Source organism: Streptomyces sp. NPDC043853, from assembly GCF_056436025.1.
On record NZ_JBWKDJ010000015.1, the window covers coordinates 60043 to 82944 of the forward strand.

At 73.6% G+C, this 22902-nt stretch carries 24 protein-coding genes; 12 read left to right on the plus strand and 12 right to left on the minus strand.

What is annotated here, in order from left to right; translation table 11 throughout:
• Window positions 1–40: 40 nt before the first annotated feature.
• Entirely contained in the window at window positions 41–703 is a 663-nt protein-coding gene (locus AC067U_RS30670; protein WP_478833073.1) for an O-methyltransferase, read from the minus strand.
• 134 nt (window positions 704–837) lie between these two features.
• On the opposite strand from AC067U_RS30670, the gene sigE reads away from it, so the two are divergent.
• The 5 genes from sigE to AC067U_RS30695 all read left to right on the plus strand — a co-directional run bounded on the left by sigE (window position 838) and on the right by AC067U_RS30695 (window position 5337).
• Window positions 838–1638 (plus strand): RNA polymerase sigma factor SigE, encoded by an 801-nt coding sequence (gene sigE, locus AC067U_RS30675; protein WP_478833074.1) that lies wholly within the window; start codon window positions 838–840, stop codon window positions 1636–1638.
• A complete protein-coding gene (locus AC067U_RS30680) occupies window positions 1635–2336 on the plus strand; it encodes a zf-HC2 domain-containing protein (protein WP_478833075.1) in 702 nt (233 codons plus the stop codon). Before sigE ends, AC067U_RS30680 begins: the two co-directional genes overlap by 4 nt.
• Before the next feature lie 136 nt (window positions 2337–2472).
• The gene (locus AC067U_RS30685; RefSeq protein ID WP_478833076.1) at window positions 2473–3795 is read left to right on the plus strand and encodes a S1C family serine protease; all 1323 of its coding nucleotides are present in this window, start codon (window positions 2473–2475) and stop codon (window positions 3793–3795) included.
• 94 nt (window positions 3796–3889) lie between these two features.
• Window positions 3890–4309, plus strand: coding sequence for a sec-independent translocase (locus tag AC067U_RS30690; protein ID WP_478833077.1), 420 nt, complete (start codon window positions 3890–3892; stop codon window positions 4307–4309).
• Window positions 4310–4575: 266 nt separating this feature from the next.
• Entirely contained in the window at window positions 4576–5337 is a 762-nt protein-coding gene (locus AC067U_RS30695) for a hypothetical protein (RefSeq protein WP_478833078.1), read from the plus strand.
• A gap of 73 nt (window positions 5338–5410) precedes the next feature.
• On the opposite strand, the gene AC067U_RS30700 is transcribed toward AC067U_RS30695, so the two are convergent.
• From AC067U_RS30700 to AC067U_RS30710, 3 genes are all read right to left on the minus strand, one after another.
• Entirely contained in the window at window positions 5411–6571 is a 1161-nt protein-coding gene (locus tag AC067U_RS30700) for an Mrp/NBP35 family ATP-binding protein (protein ID WP_478833079.1), read from the minus strand.
• A gap of 42 nt (window positions 6572–6613) precedes the next feature.
• Window positions 6614–7120: a DUF1003 domain-containing protein gene (locus AC067U_RS30705; RefSeq protein WP_478833181.1), complete on the minus strand. Its 507-nt coding sequence runs from the start codon at window positions 7118–7120 to the stop codon at window positions 6614–6616.
• Window positions 7121–7310: 190 nt separating this feature from the next.
• The gene (locus AC067U_RS30710; protein ID WP_478833080.1) at window positions 7311–8585 is read right to left on the minus strand and encodes a magnesium transporter MgtE N-terminal domain-containing protein; all 1275 of its coding nucleotides are present in this window, start codon (window positions 8583–8585) and stop codon (window positions 7311–7313) included.
• A gap of 277 nt (window positions 8586–8862) precedes the next feature.
• On the opposite strand from AC067U_RS30710, the gene AC067U_RS30715 reads away from it, so the two are divergent.
• Both AC067U_RS30715 and AC067U_RS30720 read left to right on the plus strand, forming a co-directional pair.
• Entirely contained in the window at window positions 8863–9696 is an 834-nt protein-coding gene (locus tag AC067U_RS30715; RefSeq protein ID WP_478833182.1) for a hypothetical protein, read from the plus strand.
• Between the two features lie 82 nt (window positions 9697–9778).
• Window positions 9779–10240: a hypothetical protein gene (locus AC067U_RS30720; RefSeq protein WP_478833081.1), complete on the plus strand. Its 462-nt coding sequence runs from the start codon at window positions 9779–9781 to the stop codon at window positions 10238–10240.
• An 84-nt stretch (window positions 10241–10324) separates the two neighbouring features.
• On the opposite strand, the gene AC067U_RS30725 is transcribed toward AC067U_RS30720, so the two are convergent.
• Complete coding sequence (locus AC067U_RS30725) at window positions 10325–10831, minus strand: hypothetical protein (protein ID WP_478833082.1); 507 nt, start codon at window positions 10829–10831, stop codon at window positions 10325–10327.
• 99 nt (window positions 10832–10930) lie between these two features.
• Complete coding sequence (locus tag AC067U_RS30730) at window positions 10931–12049, minus strand: magnesium and cobalt transport protein CorA (RefSeq protein WP_478833083.1); 1119 nt, start codon at window positions 12047–12049, stop codon at window positions 10931–10933.
• Between the two features lie 283 nt (window positions 12050–12332).
• Between AC067U_RS30730 and AC067U_RS30735 the strand changes: the two genes are divergently transcribed.
• The 4 genes from AC067U_RS30735 (at window position 12333) to AC067U_RS30750 (ending at window position 15539) form a co-directional block, all read left to right on the plus strand.
• A complete protein-coding gene (locus AC067U_RS30735; RefSeq protein ID WP_478833084.1) occupies window positions 12333–12917 on the plus strand; it encodes a suppressor of fused domain protein in 585 nt (194 codons plus the stop codon).
• 87 nt (window positions 12918–13004) lie between these two features.
• Window positions 13005–13649, plus strand: a complete 645-nt coding sequence (locus AC067U_RS30740; RefSeq protein WP_478833085.1) for a DUF6758 family protein — start codon at window positions 13005–13007, stop codon at window positions 13647–13649.
• A gap of 252 nt (window positions 13650–13901) precedes the next feature.
• Window positions 13902–14771, plus strand: a complete 870-nt coding sequence (locus AC067U_RS30745) for a PHP domain-containing protein (protein WP_478833086.1) — start codon at window positions 13902–13904, stop codon at window positions 14769–14771.
• A gap of 162 nt (window positions 14772–14933) precedes the next feature.
• Window positions 14934–15539: a MarC family protein gene (locus AC067U_RS30750; protein ID WP_478833087.1), complete on the plus strand. Its 606-nt coding sequence runs from the start codon at window positions 14934–14936 to the stop codon at window positions 15537–15539.
• Window positions 15540–15620: 81 nt separating this feature from the next.
• On the opposite strand, the gene AC067U_RS30755 is transcribed toward AC067U_RS30750, so the two are convergent.
• The 3 genes from AC067U_RS30755 to AC067U_RS30765 all read right to left on the minus strand — a co-directional run bounded on the left by AC067U_RS30755 (window position 15621) and on the right by AC067U_RS30765 (window position 19831).
• Window positions 15621–15773, minus strand: a complete 153-nt coding sequence (locus tag AC067U_RS30755) for a hypothetical protein (protein ID WP_478833088.1) — start codon at window positions 15771–15773, stop codon at window positions 15621–15623.
• Between the two features lie 92 nt (window positions 15774–15865).
• Window positions 15866–16753, minus strand: coding sequence for an alpha/beta fold hydrolase (locus tag AC067U_RS30760; protein WP_478833089.1), 888 nt, complete (start codon window positions 16751–16753; stop codon window positions 15866–15868).
• Between the two features lie 945 nt (window positions 16754–17698).
• Window positions 17699–19831 (minus strand): DEAD/DEAH box helicase, encoded by a 2133-nt coding sequence (locus tag AC067U_RS30765; protein WP_478833090.1) that lies wholly within the window; start codon window positions 19829–19831, stop codon window positions 17699–17701.
• A 529-nt stretch (window positions 19832–20360) separates the two neighbouring features.
• On the opposite strand from AC067U_RS30765, the gene AC067U_RS30770 reads away from it, so the two are divergent.
• On the plus strand, window positions 20361–21140 hold the full coding sequence (locus tag AC067U_RS30770) for a ferritin-like fold-containing protein (RefSeq protein ID WP_478833091.1): 780 nt from the start codon (window positions 20361–20363) through the stop codon (window positions 21138–21140).
• 81 nt (window positions 21141–21221) lie between these two features.
• Here the strand turns inward: AC067U_RS30770 and AC067U_RS30775 are convergent, their stop codons facing one another.
• The 3 genes from AC067U_RS30775 to AC067U_RS30785 form a co-directional block, all read right to left on the minus strand.
• Window positions 21222–21524 carry a hypothetical protein gene (locus AC067U_RS30775; protein WP_478833092.1) on the minus strand — a complete coding sequence of 101 codons (303 nt, stop codon included), beginning with the start codon at window positions 21522–21524 and terminating at the stop codon, window positions 21222–21224.
• Window positions 21525–21665: 141 nt separating this feature from the next.
• Complete coding sequence (locus AC067U_RS30780; RefSeq protein ID WP_478833093.1) at window positions 21666–21893, minus strand: DUF3107 domain-containing protein; 228 nt, start codon at window positions 21891–21893, stop codon at window positions 21666–21668.
• A gap of 231 nt (window positions 21894–22124) precedes the next feature.
• On the minus strand, window positions 22125–22808 hold the full coding sequence (locus AC067U_RS30785) for a TetR/AcrR family transcriptional regulator (protein ID WP_478833094.1): 684 nt from the start codon (window positions 22806–22808) through the stop codon (window positions 22125–22127).
• Between the last annotated feature and the right edge of the window lie 94 nt (window positions 22809–22902).

A 22902-nucleotide genomic window follows, 5' to 3' on the forward strand; every position in this document is an offset into this window, starting at 1 on the left:
GCCGGGGGTGCGGCGCCGGGGTCGCGCCGGGCCGGCGGCGTCAGCGCCGGACGGCGCAGAGGAGGCCGTCGCCCACCGGCAGCACCGCCGCGTCCAGGGACGGGCTCTCGCGGACCGTGCGGAGCAGCTCCCGGACCCGGAGCACCTCGAGGGGCTGGGCGGCCGAGTCGACCGTACGGCCGTCGGAGAAGACCCCTTCGAAGCACACCAGCCCGCCGGGGCGCAGCAGGCGCAACGATTCAGCTAGATAGTCCAGGGACTCGCACGGGTCGCCGTCGCAGAACACCAGGTCGTACCCGCCGTCCGCGAGCCGGGGCAGGACGTCCAGGGCCCGGCCGGGGATGAAGCGGGCCCGGTTGCCCGCGAAGCCGGCCGCCCGGAACGCCTGCCGGGCGAACGCCTGCCGGTCGGGTTCGGGGTCCACCGTGGTCAGTACGCCGTCCGGGCGCATGCCGTGCAGGAGGTGGATGCCGGAGACTCCGGTGCCGGTGCCGATCTCCGCGACGGCCTTGGCGTCGGCGGTGGCGGCGAGCAGGCGCAGCGCGGCCCCGGTGCCGGGGGAGACGGAACGCAGGCCCGCCTCCCTCGCCCGGTCGCGGGCCCACCGCAGAGCGTCGTCCTCGGCGACAAACGCGTCGGCGAACGCCCAGCTCGTCTGCCGGTTGCCGGTAATGACCCTCTCCTGTCCCCTTAGTTGGCGCAACGGTGACTGTATCCGTTGGTCGCGGGAACCCGCAGATGGGACCGGGCGTTGAAGTCGGAGAGGGGGCATTCGTCCCTCGACCCGTGCAAAGTTCGGGCAAAAACACTTATCCCAAGCTGACGGAGGGGGTGGCTATGGTAGGGGCTCCACTGGACACCACCAGAGCCGATAGGGGAGGTGCGGCTGCGCCTGTGGATCGTGGAGGTGTATTCAGACGCCTCTTCTGGTCGGCGGGTGAGCCGAAATCCGTGACCGACATTGCTGCTGCCGACCGCTTCCACTCCGCCGCCACCGCGACCACCGCGACCTTTGCCGCCGATGCGGGCTCCCAGGCGTGGACGCCTCCCTCGTGGGAGGAGATCGTCAGCACGCACAGCGCCCGCGTCTACCGCCTCGCCTACCGGCTGACGGGAAACCAGCACGACGCCGAGGACCTCACCCAGGAGGTCTTCGTCCGGGTCTTCCGCTCCCTCTCCACCTACACGCCGGGCACCTTCGAGGGCTGGCTGCACCGCATCACCACGAACCTCTTCCTCGACATGGTCCGCCGCAAGCAGCGGATCCGCTTCGACTCGCTCGCCGACGACGCCGCGGAGCGGCTGCCCAGCCGTGAGCCCTCCCCGCAGCAGGTGCTGCACGACACGCACTTCGACGCCGATGTCCAGCAGGCGCTGGACACCCTCGCGCCCGAGTTCCGCGCCGCCGTCGTGCTCTGTGACATCGAGGGCCTGTCGTACGAGGAGATCGCCGCCACCCTCGGTGTGAAGCTCGGTACGGTCCGCAGCCGGATCCACCGCGGCCGCTCCCACCTGCGCAAGGCGCTCAAGCACCGTTCTCCCGAGGCCCGGGCGGAGCAGCGTGCGCTCGCCGGGGTCGCCGGGGTCGCCGGGACTGGGGTCCTGGGCCGGTTCGGGGGAGGGGGCGGGACCGAGTGACCGGAGCCACCCCGTCGCCGTCACCGGCGGAACAGCATCTCGGCGACCGGCTCGCCGCGCTGGTGGACGGTGAGCTGAGCCATGACGCGCGCGAGCGGGTGCTCGCGCACCTGGCGACCTGCGCCCGCTGCAAGGCCGAGGCGGACGCGCAGCGGCGCCTGAAGGCCCTGTTCGTGGAGAGCGCGCCGCCGCCACCGCCGGCCGCGTTGCTCGCCCGTCTGCAGGGGCTGCCCGGACAGCCCGGGGGTCCGGGCGGCCCCGGCGCGCCCGGCGCGGACCCTTTCGCGTTCGCGCTGCCGGCCGCGCCGTCCGCGCCGCGGCAGGGTTTCCCGATCCATGAGGTGGGCGGGCGCCCCCGCCGGCGGTTCGCGTTCGTCGCCGCCGGCGCCGTTTCGCTGGCGGCCATCGCGCTCGGCGGGTCCCTGCCGATCGAGACCCGCGTCGAGCCGAACGCGCGCGGCGAGGGCGGGGCGAACGTCACCCCGTCGATCCGGCCGACGATGACCGGCGGAGCACTCCCGACGCCGGGTGGGGCGATGTCCGGCGGAGCGATGTCCGGCGGAGCCGTCCTGATGGCGGACGCGGCCCTGCACGGCCGCGCCCCCAGCCCCGCCCTGGCCACGGCCTGGCGCCCCGCCGCCCAGCCCGGCCCGCTGCCCCCGGCCCCGTCCCCCCACCCGGCCCGCCTCAGCCGCTGATCCACCTGCCGGTCCGGCCCCCCGCCGTACGGGCCGTCACCCCGGTGGGGTGACTGGACGCGCGGCGCGGGGTCGAGCTGGTTGAATCCTCCGCAGATGTGCCGTCCGACGGCGTGTACGTACGCGGGGAGTGTCCATGTCCGACAGCCAGGCGACCGACTCGGCCAAGCCGGGGCCGGTGTGGTGGAGCCGCCCCGAGGGTCCGGCGGAGGAACCTCCCGCCGGGCCCGGCGGAGCCGGAGAGGCGGCCGCGGCGGGCGGAGCGGCCGGTGAGCGGCCGGCCGCCGCCGTGCCGGCCCCCCGCTACGACCCCTGGGGCGAGGCCCCGCAGGCCCCGCTGCAGGTTTTCGACGCCGGCCGTCCCGCCGCCGGCCCCCGTCGCCGGACCCTGGTCGCCGCCGGCGTCGGCATCGCGCTGCTCGCCGGCGGCATCGGGGGCTACGCAGGCGTACTCGCCGAGCGGCAGGCGTCCACCCGCCTGGAACTCCCCCAGGCCGGCCCGGAGAGCAAGGGCCGGGCCCCCGAGAGCGTGGCGGGGATCGCGGCCACCGCCCTGCCGGGGGTGGTGACCCTGCACGTCAGCGGTGGCGGCGGTGCCGACGGCGGCGGCAGCGGCACCGGGACCGGCTTCGTGCTCGACCCGGGCGGACACATCCTCACCAACAACCACGTGGTCGCCGACGCCAAGCAGATATTCGTGACCTTCAGCACCGGGGAGAGCGTGGCGGCGAAGCTCGTCGGCCGCGACACCGGTTACGACCTCGCCGTCGTCAAGGTCGACGGGGTGCGGGGCCTGCGCCCGCTCGCCCTCGGCAACTCCGAGAACGTCAAGGTCGGCGACCCGGTGGTGGCCATCGGCGCGCCGTTCGACCTCTCCAACACCGTCACCTCCGGGATCATCAGCGCCACCGGCCGCCCCATCACCGCGGGCGGGGACAGGGGCGACGGCAGCGACGTCAGCTACGTCGACGCCCTGCAGACCGACGCGCCGATCAACCCCGGCAACTCCGGCGGCCCGCTGCTCGACGCCCGCGCCCGGGTGATCGGCATCAACAGCGCCATCCGGGGCGCCGAGAAGGGCGGAACCGGCCCCCAGCAGCAGAGCGGCAGCATCGGCCTCGGCTTCGCCATCCCCGTCAACCAGGGCAAACGCGTGGCCGAGGAGATCATCCGGACCGGCCGCGCCACCCACCCCGTCATCGGCGTCACCCTGGACCTGCGGTACGAGGGCGACGGCGCGCGGGTCGGCAGCCGGACGGCGGGCGGCCCGGCCGACCGGGCCGGGATCGAGGCGGGCGACGTGATCACGCGGGTGGACGGGCGGCGCGTGCACGGCCAGGACGAGCTCATCATCAAGATCCGCGCGCACCGCCCGGGCGACCCGCTCACCCTGACGGTGGTCCGCGACGGACAGGAGCGGAGAATCGAACTCACCCTCGGTTCGGCGAACGGTTCGTGACGTCCGCGGGTATTGGTGGAGCGAGGTGTCGGTCGGCCGAGAACGCCGGGTACCGTTGTCGGGGCCCGGAGGATGAGAGCCAAGGAGCGGCAAGGTGTTCAACGACATAGGCGGCCTTGAGCTGGTCACCATCGTGGTGCTCGCGATCCTCGTCTTCGGCCCCGACAAGCTGCCGAAGGTCATCTCGGACGTCACGGGGTTCATCCGGAAGGTCCGCGCGTTCTCGGACAGCGCGAAGCAGGACATCCGCTCGGAACTCGGCCCGGACTTCAAGGACTTCGAGTTCGAGGACCTGAATCCGAAGACGTTCATCCGCAAGCAGCTGGCGGAGAACGAGGACCTGAAGGAGATCCGCGGCAGCTTCGACCTGCGCAAGGAGCTGGGCGAGGTCACCGACGCCGTCAACGGCCGCGAGACGGATGCTCCCGCGCCCGGGACCACCAGCCTGGAGAAGAGGCCCGAGGGGCCCGCGGCGGCGCCGCGCCCGGCGGCGTACGACCTGGACGCGACCTGAGCGACGGGCGGCCCGGGCGACACGCGGCCTGAGCGACACACGGCCTGAGCGACACGCGGCCCGCGCGGGCGGGCGCTGCGGAAGAGCCTCCCGGAGGGGTGCGCGTGAGGCCACCCGGGGGGTTCTGTCGCCGCTTGCCCGGTGAGGGCGGGACGGGTGGCTATTCTCTCCATCTGTCCGGACGCAGGCCGCCCGTGGGTGGGGGCGCCCCCAGCGACGCGAGGGGGAGGGCCGTTCCGGATCCCACGGAACGAGAGGCCGCGTAGATGGAGACCACCAGTAGTAGCCGGGTAGGGGCGCAGCCCGCCGCGGAGGCGGACGCGCCTCCGACGCCGGAGCAGCAGGCGCCCGCGCCCGCCGAGGCGGCGCCGCAGCCGCAGGCGGAGGCGGAGACGGCGGCGCAGGCCGCCGCGGCGCCGCAGCGGCCCGTGCCGGTGGCCCGGCGCTCCGCCGAGGGCTTCCTCAGGGCGGATTTCCCCTGGTACGGGCTGGACGAGGCGTTCACCGGGCCGCGCTGGCTGATGCAGGTCGGCACCGGCGCCGACGGCACCGTCGAGCACGGCTCGGTCGGGCACGGGGACGAGCCGTCCGCGCGGGGTGAGCTCGCGACCGGCGAGAAGGACCGTTTCGCGGTGGTGATCACCGTCGCCAGCAACCCCCTGCGGCGCAGCGGGGACGGCACGGGCGTGCTGGAGGCCACCTCGGTGTCCTCGGCGGCCTGGCTGGCCGGCTCCGGCCTGCTGGCCTTCACCTGGCCGGGGCAGATGGACCACCAGCGGCGCAGCGACTGGCTGGAGCAGCAGACCGAGGCGGCGTGGGAGCTGGCCGACGACCTGGCGGGGCCGGACTGGTCGACGCTGTCGCTGCCGGTGGACGGCGTGCCGGTGCCCTTCCACTACCGGGAGTCCGAGTTCGGGTGGGTGCTGGCCGGGTCGACCCCGGCCGGGGTGCACGTGGGCGCGTACGGGCGGGGGATGAGCGCGTACGGGCTGGCGTTCGCGCAGACGGACCTCGCGGGGTACGTGTAGCCACCCGTGACCCATGGCCGGATACGGCGACGGCCACCGCCGAGGGCGGTGGCCGTTCACGTCGGGCGGGGTGTCAGAACTTGTTGCGCGGGGTGATGCCCAGGGACATGCCGGAGAGGCCCCGCTGGCGGCCGCCGAGCTTGCCGGCGATCGCGCGGAGGGCCGAGCCCGCCGGAGAGTCGGGGTCGGCGAGGACGACCGGGCGGCCGTTGTCGCCGCCCTCGCGGAGACGGACGTCGATCGGGATCTGCCCCAGCACCGGCACCGTCGCGCCGACCGTCTTGGTCAGGCCGTCGGCCACCAGCTGGCCGCCGCCCGTGCCGAACACGTCCACCATCTCGTCGCAGTGCGGGCAGGGCAGCCCGGACATGTTCTCGACCACGCCGACGATCTTCTGGTGGGTCTGGACGGCGATGGAGCCGGCCCGCTCCGCCACCTCCGCGGCGGCCTGCTGCGGGGTGGTGACCACGAGGATCTCCGCGTTCGGCACCAGCTGTGCCACCGAGATCGCGATGTCGCCGGTGCCCGGCGGCAGGTCCAGCAGCAGCACGTCCAGGTCGCCCCAGAAGACGTCGGCGAGGAACTGCTGGAGCGCGCGGTGCAGCATCGGACCGCGCCACACCACCGGCGCGTTGCCCGGGGTGAACATGCCGATGGAGATGACCTTCACGCCGTTCGCCGACGGCGGCATGATCATGTTCTCGACCTGGGTGGGCCTGCCGTCCACGCCGAGCATCCGCGGCACGCTGTGCCCGTAGATGTCCGCGTCGACCACGCCGACCTTCAGGCCGTCCGCGGCCATCGCCGCGGCCAGGTTGACCGTCACCGAGGACTTGCCGACGCCGCCCTTGCCGGAGGCCACCGCGTACACCCGGGTCAGCGAACCCGGCTTCGCGAACGGCACCTCGCGCTCGGCCTGGCCGCCGCGCAGCGCCGTGGCCAGCTCCTTGCGCTGCTCGTCGCTCATCACGTCGAGGGAGACGTCCACCGTGGTGACGCCCGCGACCCTCAGGACCGCCTCGGACACGTTCTTGGTGATCGTGTCGCGCATCGGACAGCCCGACACCGTCAGGTAGACCGTGACGGCGACCGCGCCGCCGTCGCCGATCTCCACCGATTTGACCATGCCGAGCTCGGTGATCGGCCGGTGGATCTCGGGGTCGTTGACCGTCGCCAGCGCGTCGAGGATCGCGTCCTGGTCGGGCGTGGCGGCAGCGGGTGTGTCGGTAGCCATGACCCGATGGTACGGCCCGGTAGCACGCCAACCCCAAGCCCGCTAGCGGTCGCCTTCGTCACTCTCCGCCGGGAACAGCCGCCGCTCGTCCATCTCCTTGATCAGGTCCTGGAACTCCGACCTGATCCAGTCGCGGGTCGCCACCTCGCCCAGGCCCATCCGCAGCGCCGCGATCTCCCGCGTCAGGTATTCCGTGTCCGCGATCGACCGCTCGTTCTGCTTGCGGTCCTGCTCGTGGGTGACCCGGTCCCGGTCGTCCTGCCGGTTCTGCGCGAGCAGGATCAGCGGGGCGGCGTAGGAGGCCTGCAGCGACAGCATCAGGGTCAGGAAGATGAACGGGTACTGGTCGAACCGCAGGTGCCCGGGCGCGAAGACGTTCCACAGCACCCACAGGATGATGACCAGCGTCATCCAGACGATGAACCGGCCGGTGCCGAGGAACCGGGCGATCTTCTCCGAGAACCGGCCGAACGCCTCCGGGTCGTACGTGGGCAGGATCGCCCGCCGCGGCGCCCTCGGCAGGTCCAGCCGGACCCGTGAACGGGTCAGCGCGCTCGACCCGGTCCGCTCCGCGGCCTCTTCGCCCCGGTCCCGCGACCTCGGCCGCTCGCGGTCCTTCTCCCGGTCGGCGAGCCCGTGCGCACGGGCGTGCCGGCTGCCCTGCTGGCGCGCATGCTGGCGGGCCTGTTCGCGCCGCTCCCGCAGCTGCTCCCGGCGCCGTTCGCGCGCGTCGTCGCGCTCACTGCCCACGCCCGGTCGCCTCCTCCGCGTGGAAATCCGTCTCCCGCCAGTCGTCCGGCAGCAGGTGGTCCAGTACGTCGTCCACGGTCACCGCGCCCAGCAGCGAGCCGCTCTCGTCGACCACTGGTACCGCCACCATGTTGTACGCGGCGAGGTAGCTGGTCACGGCGGGCAGCGAGGCGTCCGGCCGCAGCGGCGGCAGGTCGGTGTCCACGATGGAGCTGACCAGGGTGAACGGGGGGTCGCGCAGCAGCCGCTGGAAGTGCACGGTGCCCAGGTACTTGCCGGTCGGGGTCTCGTCGGGCGGCCGGCACACGTACACCTGCGCGGCCAGCGCCGGCGACAGGTCGGCCTGCCGGACCCGGGCCAGGGCGTCGGCCACCGTGGCGTCCGGGCGGAGCACGATCGGCTCGGTGGTCATCAGACCGCCCGCGGTGTTCTCCTCGTACGACAGCAGGCGGCGCACGTCGGCCGCGTCCTCCGGCTGCATCAGGGTGAGCAGCCGCTCCTGGTCGTCGGCGGGCAGCTCGGAAAGCAGGTCGGCAGCGTCGTCCGGGTCCATCGCCTCCAGGACGTCGGCGGCCCGTTCCTCCTTCAGCTTGCCGAGGATCTCGATCTGGTCGTCCTCGGGCAGCTCCTCCAGTACGTCCGCGAGCCGGTCGTCGTCGAGGGCGTTGGCCACCTCGGCGCGCCGCTTGGGCGTCAGGTGGTGCAGGACGTTCGCCAGGTCGACGGGGCGCAGCTGCTCGAAGGTCGCGAGGAGGCTCTCGGCGCCCTGCCCGTGCTCCTCCAGGGAGAAACCGGTGACCGCCGACCACTCCACGGTCAGGGTCTCGCCGCGGCGGCGCAGCGCGCCGCCCTTGCCCTTCCGGACGAAGATCTTGTCGATCTCCCAGTCGCGGCGGGCCGGCAGCTGCTGGATGGCCACGTCCAGGACGGTGACCTCCTCGCCGCCCTCGACCAGCTTCACCCGGCGGTCCAGCAGTTCGCCGAGGACCAGCCGCTCGGTCGGGCGCTGCTCGAAGCGGCGCATGTTGACCACACCGGTGGTGATCACCTGGCCGCCCTCGACACTCGTCACCCGGGTCATCGGGAGGAAGATCCGGCGCCGGCTGACCACCTCGACGACCAGCCCGAGGATGCGCGGCGGGCGGCCGCCGACCCGCAGCATCGCGACCAGGTCGCGGACGCGGCCCACCTGGTCGCCGTTGGGGTCGAAGACGGGTACGCCCGACAGATGCGAGACGAAGATCCGCGGGGCGCCTGCAGCCATCCGAGCGCCTCCTGGAGCGTGGTCGTGGGCGGGGTCCTGTCCGGGTCGTGCGGCCGGTTCCCCGCGGCTCGCTGTTCCGCCGGTTCCCGGGCCGTGCGGGCCCGCGGGCCCGTCGTCAGGGTCAGGCTAGCCCGTGGCCCCCGGATCCGCGCTGGTGGGGCGGCCGCCCGGGGCCCTGCGGGCGAACCCCGGCCGGGTACGCTGCCTGCTGCTCCGCAACCTGCTCCGCAACCTGCTCGGCAACCTGCTTGGCAACGACGACGAGAGGCACCCGCCCGTGACCGACTGCTCCTCCGCCGCACGGCTGCGCCGGGCCGCCCTCGCCGGGGCCCTGTGCGCGGGCCTGGCCGTCTCCGGCACCGGCTGCACGGGGGAGGACCCGGACAAGGGCACCAACGGGGTCGGGAAGCTGTCCGCCGAGCAGATCGAGGACAAGGCGCGGGCGGCGGCGGACGGCGCCGATTCGGTGCGGCTGTCCGGCACGGTGGTGAGCGGGGGCAAGTCCTTCACCCTGGACATGCGGCTGAGGTCGGACGGCGGTTCCGGCGAGGTGAAGTCGAAGGAGAGCACCTTCCAGCTGCTGCGCGTCGGGGAGCAGCTCTACCTCAAGGCGAACGCGGCGTTCTGGGGCCAGGGAGAGGCGGCCGGGAAGCTCGGCGACAAGTTCGTGAAGGTGCCCGAGGGCGACCCCTCGTACAAGCAGCTGCGCGGCTTCACGGACATGGACGTGATGCTGGACGGGCTGCTGGGGCTGCACGGGAAGCTGGCGAAGGGCGCCTCGTACACCACGGTCGGGCACACCCGGTCGGTCATGGTGACGGCGGACAAGGGCGCGGGCGGCCGGCTGACGGTGTCGCTGCAGGGGACGCCGTACCCGCTGCGGATGGAGCGTGCCGGGGGAGCCGGGACGGTCGAACTGGCGGACTGGGGGACGAAGTTCCAGATCGAGGCCCCGCCGGAGGACCAGACGGTGGACTACGGCTCCCAGCTGCCGACCACGCGCGGCACCGGCACCCCGTCGGGCTCGGGGTCCGGTTCGGGGTCCGGTTCGGGCTCGGGTTCGGGTTCGGGGTCCGGGTCCGGCCAGGGCGCCGACCCCTCGCAGGGCTGATCCCGGCGGCCGGGCCGCCCGGGCCGCCCGCCGATATCCTGGGACCGAGATCGGGGGCTTTCCTCATCCGGAAGGCAGCACGATGAACCGGCATCGACACCTCATGCTCCTCGCCGCCCCGCTCCTCGCCTCCCTGGTGGGCCTCGCCCCCGCCCACGCGGCGCAGGCCGGAGCCGCCGGAACCGCCGGGACGATCGGGGTCGAGCAGGCGGTGAAGGTCACCAAGGTCGAGGTGGTCACCCTGCTGAAGTCGGGGGAGACCGTCGAGTGCGACGGCACGCCCGTGGCCATGGCCTTCGACGGAAAGATCACGGCGAGCGGGCCGGGCACGGTCCGCTACCACTGGACCGTGAACACGAGCCGCGCCCGGGTCTCCCCGGGAACCCTCGTCTTCGGGGCGGGCACCGCCACCAAGGTCATCCTCCAGGTGGTGGACGTGCCGGCACCCCGCAACGCCAAGGCGGTGACCGGGTACGTCACCCTCCACCTGCCGGACCAGGGGAAGAGCGTCCGCAGCGAGCAGGTCACCTTCCCCTGCAAGTGAGCCGCCGGGACGGCTCACCGGCGACTCTCCCGGCGATTCCACCGGCGCCTGCGGCGGGGGCTGCTGCGGGAACTGTTGCGGGGACTACTTCTTCTTGCGCTTCAGGAGCAGCTTGGGCAGGCCCGCCGGAACGGGACGGCGGGTGATCCCCGGGGACGGCAGCGGCGCGGCCGCCAGCGAGCCCCCCGGCAGGTCCGTGGCCGCCGACTCCGGTGCCAGGCGCAGCAGGCGGCACTCGCGGGCCCAGCGCTCGGTCATCCGGTCCGAGTCCGGCGCGTTCAGCCGCTTGCCCTTCAACTCCGCGGCGGCCGCCTCCCAGGCCTCGCTGCCCGGCGCCAGTTCGCTCACCCGGGCCGTCCAGGCCACCAGCCGGCCGCCCTTGTCCTTGCTGCGGACGGTCACCTCGGCGGTGCTCCCGTCGGCCAGCCCCGGGAACGGCTGTTCGCCGGGCCCGTCGCCCAGCACGTGGGCCGCGCCGTCGACCCAGGCGTGCCAGAGCGCCCGGTCGGGGCCGGTGCCCCGGACCCAGATGAGGCCGGACTTCTTGGTGGCCTCCTCGACGAGGGCCAGCTCGAGTGCGCTGAGAGTCATGCGCACAGAGTAGGCGACGGTGTGCGCGCGCTCCGGGGCCGTCCGCCAGGCGGCCGGGGCGACGGGCACCCCTCTGGGGCCCGTCCAGCGGATCAGGGTCTAGAGCCAGCCGTTGCGCCGCAGCGTCCGGTGGATGGTGAAACAGGCCCCGAAGATCGTGGCCATTACCAGCGGATACCCGTACTTCCACTGGAGTTCGGGCATGTGCTCGAAGTTCATCCCGTACACGCCGCAGATCATGGTCGGCACCGCGATGATCGCCGCCCACGAGGTGATCTTGCGCATGTCCTCGTTCTGCGCCACCGTCGCCTGCGCCAGATTGGCCTGCAGGATCGAGTTCAGCAGCTCGTCGAAGCCCATGACCTGCTCGTGGACCCGCGCCAGGTGGTCGGCCACGTCCCGGAAGTACTTCTGGATGTCCGGGTCCACCAGCCGCATCGGCCGCTCGCTCAGCAGCTCCATCGGCCGCATCAGCGGCGACACCGCCCGCTTGAACTCCAGTACCTCGCGCTTGAGCTGGTAGATCCGCCCCGCGTCCGAGCCGCGCGGCGCGCCCTTCCCGGCGGGGGCCGCGAAGACCTCGCTCTCCACCAGGTCGATGTCGTCCTGCACGGCCGCCGCCACCGCGATGTAGCCGTCCACCACGTGGTCCGCGATGGAGTGCAGGACCGAAGAGGGCCCCTTGGCGAGCAGTTCGGGCTCGTCCTCCAGCCGGTGCCGCAGGCTCCGCAGCGAGCCCTGTCCGCCGTGCCGGACCGTGATGACGAAGTCCCGGCCGGTGAAACACATCACCTCGCCGGTCTCCACCACCTCGCTGGTGGCGGTGAGTTCGTCGTGCTCGACGTAGTGGATGGTCTTGAAGACCGCGAAGAGCGTGTCGTCGTAGCGCTCCAGCTTCGGCCGCTGGTGGGCGTGCACCGCGTCCTCGACGGCGAGCGGGTGCAGCCCGAACTCGGCGGCGATGCCCGCGAATTCGGCCTCGGTCGGCTCGTGCAGGCCGATCCAGGTGAAACCGCCGTCCTTGCGCACCTCGCGCATGGCCGCCCGCGGGGTGGGGCAGGCGGTCCGCGGCAGCCGGCGGCCGTCGCGGTACACCGCGCAGTCGACCACGGCACTGCTCGCCGAAGGGTCGCGGGTGGTCTCGTACCCGGGCTGGACGGGAGTGGACTTGCGCAGCGAGGGACGGACGACTGCGCGCAGGTCACGGATCATCGACATGGCTGGCTCCTACGCACGGCGGACCGCGCGGGTGGGAGACCTTCCGAAGAACCCTGGCAGGGATGACGGCGCGGAACGCGCTACCGCTGCGGGGCGGAGGAAGGAACAGGACGACGGGAGACGTGGTGGCCGGTACTGCCCGATCGACTTCGATCCACCGCAGCCCCACCTCCTCCGGCCGGTCCCCCGTGGGGGACGTCCCAATCCAGCGGTCAACACTATCAGCCGACAGGTGGTCAAAACCCTCCCTTTACCCGTCTCATATGAGTTCTATGCTCGCGGCATGGCAGATCTCCTGGCACTTGTCGAAGCCCGGCTGCGTACCGCGCTCGGCGAACCCGACGCCCGCGCCGCCGTCACCTTCCTCGGCACCGACCGCATCGAGGTGCTCCGCTTCGGCGAGGGCGACCTCGTCCGCTACGCCACCCTCGGCATGTCCGCCCAGCCGATGGGCGACCCCACCGCGGTGGTGAGCGACCCGGTGCGCGGCCCGCGCGCCGAACTGCTGCTGACCGTCCGGGCCGGCCTGGCGGACACCGACAAGGTGCTCCGCCCGCTGGCCGTGCTGGGGGCCAGCCCGCAGGTGGAGGGGCTCGTGGTGGCCCCCGGAGCCTCGCTGGACCTCGGCGAACCGCTCTGGCCCGGCGCCCCGTTCAGCTCCGTGCTGGTCGGCGAGTCCGGCGGGCTGGTCGAGGACCTCGTCCTGGACGACCCCATGGATCCCGTACGGTTCCTGCCGCTCCTGCCGATGACGCCGAACGAGGCGGCCTGGAAGCGGGTGCACGGCGCGGCGGCCCTCCAGGAACGCTGGCTGGACCGCGGCACCGACCTGCGGGATCCGCGGCGCACGGCGGTCGCCCTGGACTGAGGCCGGGGCCCCGAAGGGTCACGAATGGCGCCCGGACGGGTGATCGTCCCTTGACGCGGCACCGGCCGGAGAGGAACGTGGCTTCTTATGAGGGGCGAACCGAGTTGCCCGAAGTGCGGTGGCCGGGTCAGGGCGCCCGGTCTCTTCTCCGACTCCTGGCAGTGCGCCGTGCACGGCGCCGTCCAGCCCCTGCAACCGGTCGTCCCGCCCAGCGTGGAGGGGCTCGGAGTGATCGCCGCCCGGGCCAAGGTGCCGGTCTGGATGCCGTGGCCGCTGCCGATCGGATGGCTTTTCACCGGCGTCGCCGCCGCTGGGGACGACCGCAGCGGCGGCCGTGCCACGGCGGTGGCCTGTTCGGGCCCCGGGCCGGTGGGCGGTATGGGCGAACTGGTGCTCGTCGCCGAGGAGCTCGGGGTGGGCCTGGGCGCGCGGTACGCGGGCATCGACGGCCCGGACCCCGGCGCCTACTTGAACGTCTCCCGCTCACCCGACGCCAAGGTGATCGCGGGCGGCCGGCCGACCCCGCTCTGGCACGTCTCCGGTGCGCCGGAGGACCGCGCCGTGTTCGTGGGCGAGGCACGCGGGATCTGGCTGTGGGCGGTGGTCTGGCCCGAGAAGTCGGGCCTGCTGATGTACGAGGAGCTGGTGCTGGCCGACCTGCGGGACGCGGGCGCCGAGGTCGAGCTCGTCCCCTGTGGTGCTCTCAGCCCGCGCATCCTCGCCGCCGACTGAACGGGACGCCGGGCGAGCGCTGAGCGCGGCGCCGAACGGGCGCTGAACGGGACGCCGAACGGGCGCTGAGCGTGGCGCCGAACAGGCGCTGAGCGGGGCCCTGAGCGAGCCACTGAACCGGGCGCCTCCGGCCGGGCCCGGAGCCCGGGTTCCCGGCCGGGTCCGAGGCCCCCGGCGGGGCGCCGGGCCGTCCCTGTTTCACGGGTATCCTGGGGTGTCCCCATCCGTCCGTCCCGCCCCTGGAGCCGTGCTGTGCGCATCGATCTGCACGCCCACTCCACGGCTTCCGACGGTACGGACACCCCCGCCGAGCTGGTCCTGGGCGCGGCCGCCGCCGGGCTGGACGTCGTCGCGCTGACCGACCACGACACCGTCGGCGGGTACGCCGAGGCCGTCGCGGCCGTGCCGCCCGGTCTGACCCTGGTCACCGGTGCCGAACTGTCCTGCCGCCTCGACGGCATCGGACTGCACATGCTCGCGTACCTCTTCGACCCAGAGGAGCCGGAGCTCGCCCGCGAGCGCGAGCTCGTCCGGGACGACCGGACGCCCCGCGCCCTGGCGATGATCGGCAAGCTGCGGGAGCTCGGCGTGCCGGTCACCTGGGAACAGGTCTCCCGGATCGCCGGCGAGGGCTCGGTGGGCCGGCCGCACGTCGCCACGGCCCTCGTCGAGCTGGGCGTGGTCCCGGACGTCTCGGCCGCCTTCACGCCGGACTGGCTCGCCGATGGCGGCCGTGCGTACGCCGAGAAGCACGAGCTGGACCCCTTTGACGCGATCCGGCTGGTCAAGGCGGCCGGCGGGGTCACCGTCTTCGCGCACCCGGCCGCCGTCAAGCGCGGCCGGTGCGTCCCGGAGAGCGTGATCGCCGAGCTGGCGGCCGCGGGCCTGGACGGCATCGAGGTCGACCACATGGACCACGACACCGCCACCCGCGCCCGGCTGCGCGGCCTCGCGGACGAGCTGGGCCTGCTCGTGACCGGTTCCAGCGACTACCACGGCAGTCGCAAGACCTGCCGCCTCGGGGAGTACACGACCGACCCCGAGGTCTACGGCGAGATCACGCGCCGTGCGACCGGCGCGTTCCCGGTGATGGGCACGGGCGGAACCGCCTCCGCCCGCTGACCTCTCCGTACCGGGCTTCCTCCGGGCAGCGGACGCGTCCCCGTCGACGCGTCCCGGCCGACGTGTGCCGCGCACGCGCCGCCACTGCACTGGACTTCCCCTGTCGGCGCACCGCCGCGCCCCCTTCACTCCACTTGTACGACACTCCTGCAAGGCGTCTTCGTGTTCGACTTCGCGATCTTCGGATCCCTGTTTCTCACCCTTTTTGTGATTATGGACCCGCCGGGGATCACTCCGATCTTCCTCGCCCTGACGTCCGGGCGGCCGGTCAAGGTCCAGCGCCGGATGGCCTGGCAGGCGGTCTGCGTGGCCTTCGGCGTCATCGCCGTCTTCGGTATCGGCGGCCAGCAGATCCTGGACTACCTGCACGTCTCCGTGCCCGCCCTGATGATCGCGGGCGGTCTGCTGCTGCTCCTCATCGCACTGGACCTGCTCACCGGCAAGACGGACGAGCCGAAGCAGACCAAGGACGTCAACGTCGCCCTCGTCCCGCTGGGCATGCCTCTGCTGGCCGGGCCGGGTGCGATCGTCTCGGTGATCCTCGCCGTACAGAAGGCGGAGGGCCTCAGCGGGCAGGTGTCGGTATGGGCCGCGATCGTCGCCATGCACGTGGTGCTGTGGCTGGTCATGCGGTACTCGCTGGTGATCATTCGGGTGATCCGTGACGGTGGCGTCGTCCTGGTGACCCGGCTGGCGGGCATGATGCTGTCGGCGATCGCCGTCCAGCAGATCATCAACGGTGTGCTGCAGGTGATCGAGGCCGCCTGACCCCGGCGCGCCCGGTCTCCGCAACGGTCGAAGGCCCCGCTCCCGGACCGGGAGCGGGGCCTTCGACGCGTGGGCGGAGCCTCAGGCGGACACGGATTCGGCCGGCCGGATGAGGATGCGCTGGCCGATCGCCGCGGCCTGCTGCACGATCCGGTTGACGGAGGCCGCGTCCACGACGGTGCTGTCCACGGCGGTTCCGTCGACGTCGTCCAGGCGCAGAATCTCGAAGCGCACGGGCTTCTCCCTTCGTCAGTGTTCTCCTTGCAGAGGGTCCAACGAAGGATAGAACGAAATCATTCCCTACGCTAAGGAAATTTTTTCCTTGGCTAACGAATGGTGTGGGGCGGGGCGCCGGCGGAGTCCCAGAAGGAGACCAGCGCCGCGGCCGTGACCGACGGTTCCTCGGCACCCGGGGAGTGGTCCGTCCCCTCGACGACCACCCGGGCCGCGCCCAGCCGCCGGGCCATGTCGTCCATCTGCGTCACCGGCCAGACGTAGTCCGAGGATCCGGAGATCACCAGCTTCGGCAGCGGCACCCCGGCGAGCTCGCCGACCCGGTCGGGCTCGGAGATCAGCACCCGGCCGGTGGCGATCAGCTGCTCGGGGACGGTCCTCAGCCAGCGGTTCCGCAGGAAGGCGGCCAGCTCCGGCGTGTCCGGGACGGCGTCCTCCGGGTCCGCCGCGCGCATCGCCGCCCACACCCCCGGCATGTCCTCGCGCATCGCCTCCAGCGCGGCTACCAGCAGTTTCGTACGGGCCTGCTGGGCCTCGCAGATCGCGCCGGGACCGCTGCTCATCAGGGTGAGGCTGCGGAAGGGAGCGGCGTCGCGGATCACCGCGGCACGCGAGACCAGCCCGCCGAGGGAGTGCCCGACCAGGTGCAAGGGCGCGCGGTCCGCGCTTTCCGCGGCGAGTGCGCCGGCCTGGGCGAGCAGGTCACGGGCGAGCTCCTCCAGGGAGTACGCCGACTCCTCGCGCGGGCCGGGGCTCTCGTACTGGCCGCGGCCGTCCACGGCGATCACCCGGTACCCGGCGCCGGCCAGCGGCTCCAGCAGCCCGAGGAAGTCCTCCTTGCTGCCGGTGTAGCCGGGCACCAGCAGGGCCGTGCCCTTGGCCGGCTCGCCGGCCTCATGGACGGCGAACGCGCCCCGGGCGGTCTCCAGACGGCGGGCGCGGGCACACGAGGGCAGCGTCAGGCGCGGCGGCTTGCTCATACGACGAGGTTACCGGCCGGTTCACCCGGCCGTCGGGTACGACCGCCACCCCGGCGGCGCGGGCACCCCGGCGGTGCGGGCCCCGGCGGTGCGGGCCCCGGCGGTGCGGGCGGGCGCACCGGCCCCTGTCCGGCCGCCGTGGGGTCCGGCCCGGCGGCCGGCCCCCGCCCAGCCCCCTGCCGCCGGCCGCGTCGGCAGTCGTGCCCGACCCCGCGACCGCGGGGGGCTGCCGGCCGTTGCCACGGCCGCGGGGGCAGGGTGCCGGATGCGCCCGGCCGTGTGGGCAGTCGTGCCGCTGGGGCGGCACGGGTGGGCACACGGCACCCCGGTCCCGCGAGGGCTCGCGCAGCCTCCCCGCGCCCCGGTCCGGCTGCGGTCCGGGCCCCGTCCGGGCGGAGCTGCGCTCCTGGCGGTGCCGGGTCCGGCGAAGCCACCGCCCTGGCCGGGCGGCGCTGGGGCCGGAGCCGAGCCATGGCTTCGGTGGGGCCGGAGCGAGCTTGCTGGGCGGCGTTCCGGTGTGCCCACCCGTTCCGCCCTGCGGAACGCCTGCCCACACCTCCGGCGGAGGCCGCCCACACCTCGGCGGGGGCGAGGAGCACCTCGGCGGAGGCCGCCGCACCTCGGCGGGGGTCGGCCGCACCCTGGCGGGGCCCGGCTGGGCCTTGGCGGGGGTCGGCCGCACCTCGGCGGGGGTCGGGCGCACCTCGGCGGAGGCTGCCGCGCACCTCGGCGGGGGCCGGGCGCACCTCGGCGGAGGCCGCCGCACCTCGGCGGGGGTCGGCCGCACCCTGGCGGGGCCCGGCCGGGCCTTGGCGGGGGTCGGGCGTACCTCGGCGGAGGTGGCTGCGCACGCCTCCGGTGGAGGGTGTGCCTGTTCGCGCCCCCGGCACGGGAAAGGCCGAAGGCCCGGGCTTCCCTGGGGAAGTCCGGGCCTTCGGGGTGTTGCTAGCGGGAGCGGCGCGTGCGCACCGGCTCGACCGGGGGAGCCATCTGGAAGTCAGGCTCCGGGGTCTCCGACACCACGGGCTTGCGGACCCGCGGGCGGCGCACCTTGACCGGCTCGACCGGCGCGGCCGTCTGGAACTCCGGCTCCGCCGCCGCGGCCACGGCGGCCTTGCGGGTGCGGGTCCGCTTCGGGGCGGCGGGTGCCTCCTCGGCGACCGGGGTCACCGGGGTCACCGGGGCGGCGGTCTCGGCGGCCGGGGCCGTCTCCGCGGTCTTGCGGGTGCGGGTCCGGCGCGCCGGCTTGGCCGGGGCCTCCTCGGCCGCCGGAGCCGCCGGGGCCTCGGTCACCGCGGCCTTGCGGGCGCGGGTCCGCTTCGGGGCGGCGGGTGCCTCCTCGGCGACCGGGGTCACCGGGGTCACCGGGGCGGCGGTCTCGGCGGCCGGGGCCGTCTCCGCGGCCTTGCGGGTGCGGGTCCGGCGCGCCGGCTTGGCCGGAGCCTCCTCCGCCACCGGGGCGGCCGGGGCCTCCTCGGCGACCGGGGTCACCGGAGCGGCCTCGGCGGGGGCGGTCGCGGCCGTCTTGCGGGTCCGGGTCCGGCGGGGCTTCACCAGGGCCTCGGCCTCTGCCGGCGCCTCCGCGACCGGGGTCACGGGAGCCACGACGGCCTCGGCGACCGGAGCGGCGACGGCGGTCTCCACGACCGCGGTGGCACCGCCGGCCGGGGTGCGGCCGACGCGGGTCCGGCGGCGGCGCGGCTTGCGCGGCTCCGCCAGGGCCTCGTCCGCCGGGGCGGCCGGGGCGACGACGGTGGCCTCGGCGGCCGGGGCCACCGCTTCCGCGCCGAGCTCCGCGCCACCGCGGGTCCGCCGCCGCTGACGCGGCGTGCGGGTCCGCTCGGGACGCTCCTGGACCGGCGCGGCGGCCTTGCGGCCACGGCCGCCGGTCTCGCCCAGGTCCTCGATCTCCTCGGCGCGCAGACCGGCGCGGGTGCGCTCGGCCCGGGGCAGGATGCCCTTGGTGCCCGCCGGGATGTTCAGCGCCTCGTACAGGTGCGGGGACGTGGAGTACGTCTCCTCCGGGTCGTGGAAGTCGAGCTCCAGCGCCTTGTTGATCAGCTGCCAGCGCGGGATGTCGTCCCAGTCGACCAGGGTGACGGCGGTGCCCTTGTTGCCCGCGCGGCCGGTACGGCCGACCCGGTGCAGGAAGGTCTTCTCGTCCTCGGGGGACTGGTAGTTGATGACGTGCGTCACGCCCTCGACGTCGATGCCGCGGGCGGCGACGTCGGTGCAGACGAGCACGTCCACCTTGCCGTTGCGGAAGGCGCGCAGGGCCTGCTCGCGCGCGCCCTGGCCCAGGTCGCCGTGGACGGCGCCGGAGGCGAAGCCGCGCCGCTCCAGCTGCTCCGCGACGTCGGCCGCGGTCCGCTTGGTCCGGCAGAAGATCATCGCCAGTCCGCGGCCCTCGGCCTGCAGGATCCGGGAGACCATCTCCGGCTTGTCCATGGAGTGCGCGCGGAACACGTGCAGGGCGATGTTGGCGACCGTGGCGCCCTCGTCGTCCGGCGCGGTGGCGCGGATGTGCGTGGGCTGCGACATGTAGCGGCGGGCCAGGCCGATGACCGCGCCCGGCATGGTCGCCGAGAACAGCATGGTCTGGCGCTTCGCCGGAAGCAGGTTGATGATCTTCTCGACGTCGGGCAGGAAGCCCAGGTCGAGCATCTCGTCGGCCTCGTCCAGGACGAGCGCCTTCACGCGCGAGAGGTCGAGCTTCTTCTGCCCGGCCAGGTCGAGCAGGCGGCCCGGGGTGCCGACGATCACGTCGACGCCCTTCTTGAGCGCCTCGACCTGGGGCTCGTACGCGCGGCCGCCGTATATGGCGAGGACGCGGACGTTGCGGACCTTGCCCGCGGTGAGCAGGTCATTGGTGACCTGGGTGCACAGCTCGCGCGTCGGGACGACGACGAGGGCCTGCGGGGAGTCGGTGAGCTGGTCGGGCGTGGCCCGGCCCGCCTCGACGTCCGCGGGGACGACGACCCGCTCCAGCAGCGGAAGGCCGAAACCGAGCGTCTTGCCGGTTCCGGTCTTCGCCTGGCCGATGACGTCCGTGCCGGAGAGGGCGACGGGGAGGGTCATCTCCTGGATGGGGAAGGGGGACACGATGCCGACGGCCTCGAGGGCTTCGGCGGTCTCGGGAAAGATCCCGAGGTCTCGGAACGTAGTCAGGGTGCTGCCTCTTCTGTGAGACGCGGCGCGAGGCGGCGAGGGGGGTCGTACCGTGCCGGGCTTGCCGTACTTGCCGTAGAGCTGCGTACGTACGAAGCTGCGCGGGACCACTGCCATCGCTCAAGCGCTCGTGCCGCTGAGGGGGCCCCTCATGGGAGATGGCACGCATGGACGTGCGCATCACACCGAGGGCGGTCGGTTGGAGCCGATCGGGCCACCGACCGGGCATCCTCATTCGGATGCGCCGCCGAAATACTCGGCAGGCGCAATACCACTGTACCCCGGATTCGCGCAGGTGTGTCGGGCGAATTCACCTGGGCGACATCCTGGCCCGGGGTCCGAGCGGGATCGGTGCGGGCCCGGCCCGGGGCTGCCGGGCCCCGGCGGCCGGGCCGGGCAGGCCGTTCCCGGGCCCGTCCGGCGGGCTATTGTGCGGAGCATGTCGACCGAAGAAACTGCTCAGCCCCCGGCCGAAGGCCCCGGCGAGAACACCGGAAGCGCCGCCGGGACCGCCACCGGGATCGCCGCCCAGAACTGGGCGGAAGCCTCCGCCTCGCCGCAGTACCGGGCCGCCGTCGTGGACCTGCTCGGCGCGCTCGCCTACGGAGAGCTCGCCGCCTTCGAGCGGCTCGCGGAGGACGCCAAGATGGCGCCCACCCTCGCCGACAAGGCCGAGCTCGCCAAGATGGCCTCCGCGGAGTTCCACCACTTCGAGCGGCTGCGCGACCGGCTCGCGGCGGTCGACGCCGAGCCCACCGCCGCCATGGAGCCCTTCGCCAAGGGCGTCGACGACTTCCACCGCCAGACCGCGCCCTCGGACTGGCTGGAGGGCCTGGTCAAGGCGTACGTCGGCGACTCGATCGCCAGCGACTTCTACCGCGAGGTGGCCACCCACCTCGACTCCGACACCCGCGCGCTGGTCCTCGGCGTGCTCGACGACACCGGCCACGGCAACTTCGCCGTGGAGAAGGTGCGGGCCGCGATCGAGGCCGACCCGCGCGTCGGCGGCCGGCTCGCCCTGTGGGCGCGGCGGCTGATGGGCGAGGCGCTCTCGCAGGCCCAGCGGGTGGTCGCCGAGCGCGACGCGCTGTCCACCATGCTGGTCGGCGGGGTCGACGGGATGGCGGCCGGCTTCGACCTGGCGGCCGTCGGCGAGATGTTCGCCCGCATCACCAAGGCCCACACCAAGCGGATGGCCGCGCTCGGCCTGGCCGCCTGACGTCCTCTGGGCGGGCACACCACGGCCCCGGTGCGGTGCGCTCCGGGGCCGGCTCACGGGAGGGATCCCGCACGGGATCACTCATCCTCCCGACGGGAGTGAAAACGGAGCCCGGCGGGCCGACCTCCCCGAGCGACCGGCCGGCCGCAGCAGCAGGGACAGCACCACCGCCGACACCAGCGCAGCGCCGAGCAGGCTCGCGGCCGGCGAATGGTGCCCCGGGCCCAGCGCGAAAACCGTCAGGTACTGCCCGAACAGGGCTCCCAGTACGCCGCTGACCAGCACCAACCGCGGTGAGGGCAGCCGCGCGCCGAGAAGTCTCACGGCGACCGCGGACAGGGCGAGACCCACCAGGGCGGAGCCGAGCACTTCCAGCAGCAGCATGAGGGCCCTCCCACGGGGTCAGGGAAACCGGGTCACTGCCGGTCCTACCCGAAGCGGAAGAAACGGAAACGGCCCGGTGGGGTACCTCCCACCGGGCCGTTTCCCGGGCCCGCACGCTCCGGACGGTGCCGGAGCCGCCGCTCAGGCGGCGCCGAAGCCGACCTTGCGGGAGGCCGGCTCGCCGATGTCGACGTACGACAGGCGGTCCGTCGGCACCAGGATCTTGCGGCCCTTGGTGTCCGTCAGCGCGAGCAGCGCCGTCTTGCCCGTCAGGGCGTCGGTGACGACGGCCTCCAGCGCCTCCGCGCTCAGCTCGGTCTCCAGCACGATCTCCCGGGGTGCGTGCTGCACGCCGATCTTGACCTCCACGGCTTGTCCCTCCGACGTCTCCGGGTCGCGCGATCACCGCGCCGTACTCCGGACACATTAGCCCGGAGTCAGGACGCGCACGGCGTCCCCGGCACACGCTGGCAGCGAACAGCCGGAGAACGCGCGGGGCAGCCGTGAACGGCCCCCGGAACACCTCCCGGGGACCGTGCGCCGGAACACCGTCCGGCGTGCGTTCGTGCTGCTCGGCGGGGAGCGGTGCCGAGCGGCGGGCTACTCCGCGGCCTGCGCGCCGGGCTGTTCGGTGGGCTGTTCGGTCGGCTGCTCCGTGCCGTGCAGCGGGAAGCCCGCGATGCCCCGCCAGGCCAGCGAGGTCAGCAGGCCGACCGCCTTCTCGCGCTCCACCGGGCTCTCGCTGGACAGCCAGTACCGGGCCACCACCTGCGACACCCCGCCCAGGCCCACGGCCAGCAGCATCGACTCGTCCTTGGACAGTCCGGTGTCCTCGGCGATGACCTGCGAGATCGCCTCGGCGCACTGCAGGGACACCCGGTCCACCCGCTCCCGCACCGCCGGCTCGTTGGTCAGGTCCGACTCGAAGACCAGCCGGAACGCGCCGCCCTCGTCCTCCACGTACGCGAAGTAGGCGTCCATGGTCGCCGCCACGCGCTGCTTGTTGTCGGTGGTCGAGGCCAGGGCCCCGCGCACCGCCTGCAGCAGGTTCTCGCAGTGCTGGTCCAGCAGCGCCAGGTACAGGTCGAGCTTGCCGGGGAAGTGCTGGTACAGCACCGGCTTGCTCACTCCCGCGCGCTCGGCGATGTCGTCCATCGCCGCCGCGTGGTACCCCTGCGCGACGAAAACCTCCTGGGCCGCGCCCAGCAACTGGTTGCGTCGGGCTCGGCGCGGCAGTCGCGTGCCCCGCGGGCGCGCCGCCTCGGTCTGCTCGATGGCTGTCACGCCGCCTCCCACTTTCTCTAGAACACAGTGCGCTGTGCGCCGCGCCCGCCATCGTACTTTTCGGTAACCGAATAAGGGGGGTCCGGACCGAGAT

Coding starts and splice junctions, on each gene's coding strand:
- sigE (WP_478833074.1), top strand. CDS start 838: ATGGTAGGGGCTCCACTGGACACCACCAGAGCCGATAGGGGAGGTGCG.
- AC067U_RS30685 (WP_478833076.1), top strand. CDS start 2,473: ATGTCCGACAGCCAGGCGACCGACTCGGCCAAGCCGGGGCCGGTGTGG.
- AC067U_RS30695 (WP_478833078.1), top strand. CDS start 4,576: ATGGAGACCACCAGTAGTAGCCGGGTAGGGGCGCAGCCCGCCGCGGAG.
- AC067U_RS30700 (WP_478833079.1), bottom strand. CDS start 6,571: ATGGCTACCGACACACCCGCTGCCGCCACGCCCGACCAGGACGCGATC.
- AC067U_RS30710 (WP_478833080.1), bottom strand. CDS start 8,585: ATGGCTGCAGGCGCCCCGCGGATCTTCGTCTCGCATCTGTCGGGCGTA.
- AC067U_RS30720 (WP_478833081.1), top strand. CDS start 9,779: ATGAACCGGCATCGACACCTCATGCTCCTCGCCGCCCCGCTCCTCGCC.
- AC067U_RS30725 (WP_478833082.1), bottom strand. CDS start 10,831: ATGACTCTCAGCGCACTCGAGCTGGCCCTCGTCGAGGAGGCCACCAAG.
- AC067U_RS30730 (WP_478833083.1), bottom strand. CDS start 12,049: ATGTCGATGATCCGTGACCTGCGCGCAGTCGTCCGTCCCTCGCTGCGC.
- AC067U_RS30735 (WP_478833084.1), top strand. CDS start 12,333: ATGGCAGATCTCCTGGCACTTGTCGAAGCCCGGCTGCGTACCGCGCTC.
- AC067U_RS30740 (WP_478833085.1), top strand. CDS start 13,005: ATGAGGGGCGAACCGAGTTGCCCGAAGTGCGGTGGCCGGGTCAGGGCG.
- AC067U_RS30760 (WP_478833089.1), bottom strand. CDS start 16,753: ATGAGCAAGCCGCCGCGCCTGACGCTGCCCTCGTGTGCCCGCGCCCGC.
- AC067U_RS30765 (WP_478833090.1), bottom strand. CDS start 19,831: ATGACCCTCCCCGTCGCCCTCTCCGGCACGGACGTCATCGGCCAGGCG.
- AC067U_RS30770 (WP_478833091.1), top strand. CDS start 20,361: ATGTCGACCGAAGAAACTGCTCAGCCCCCGGCCGAAGGCCCCGGCGAG.
- AC067U_RS30775 (WP_478833092.1), bottom strand. CDS start 21,524: ATGCTGCTGCTGGAAGTGCTCGGCTCCGCCCTGGTGGGTCTCGCCCTG.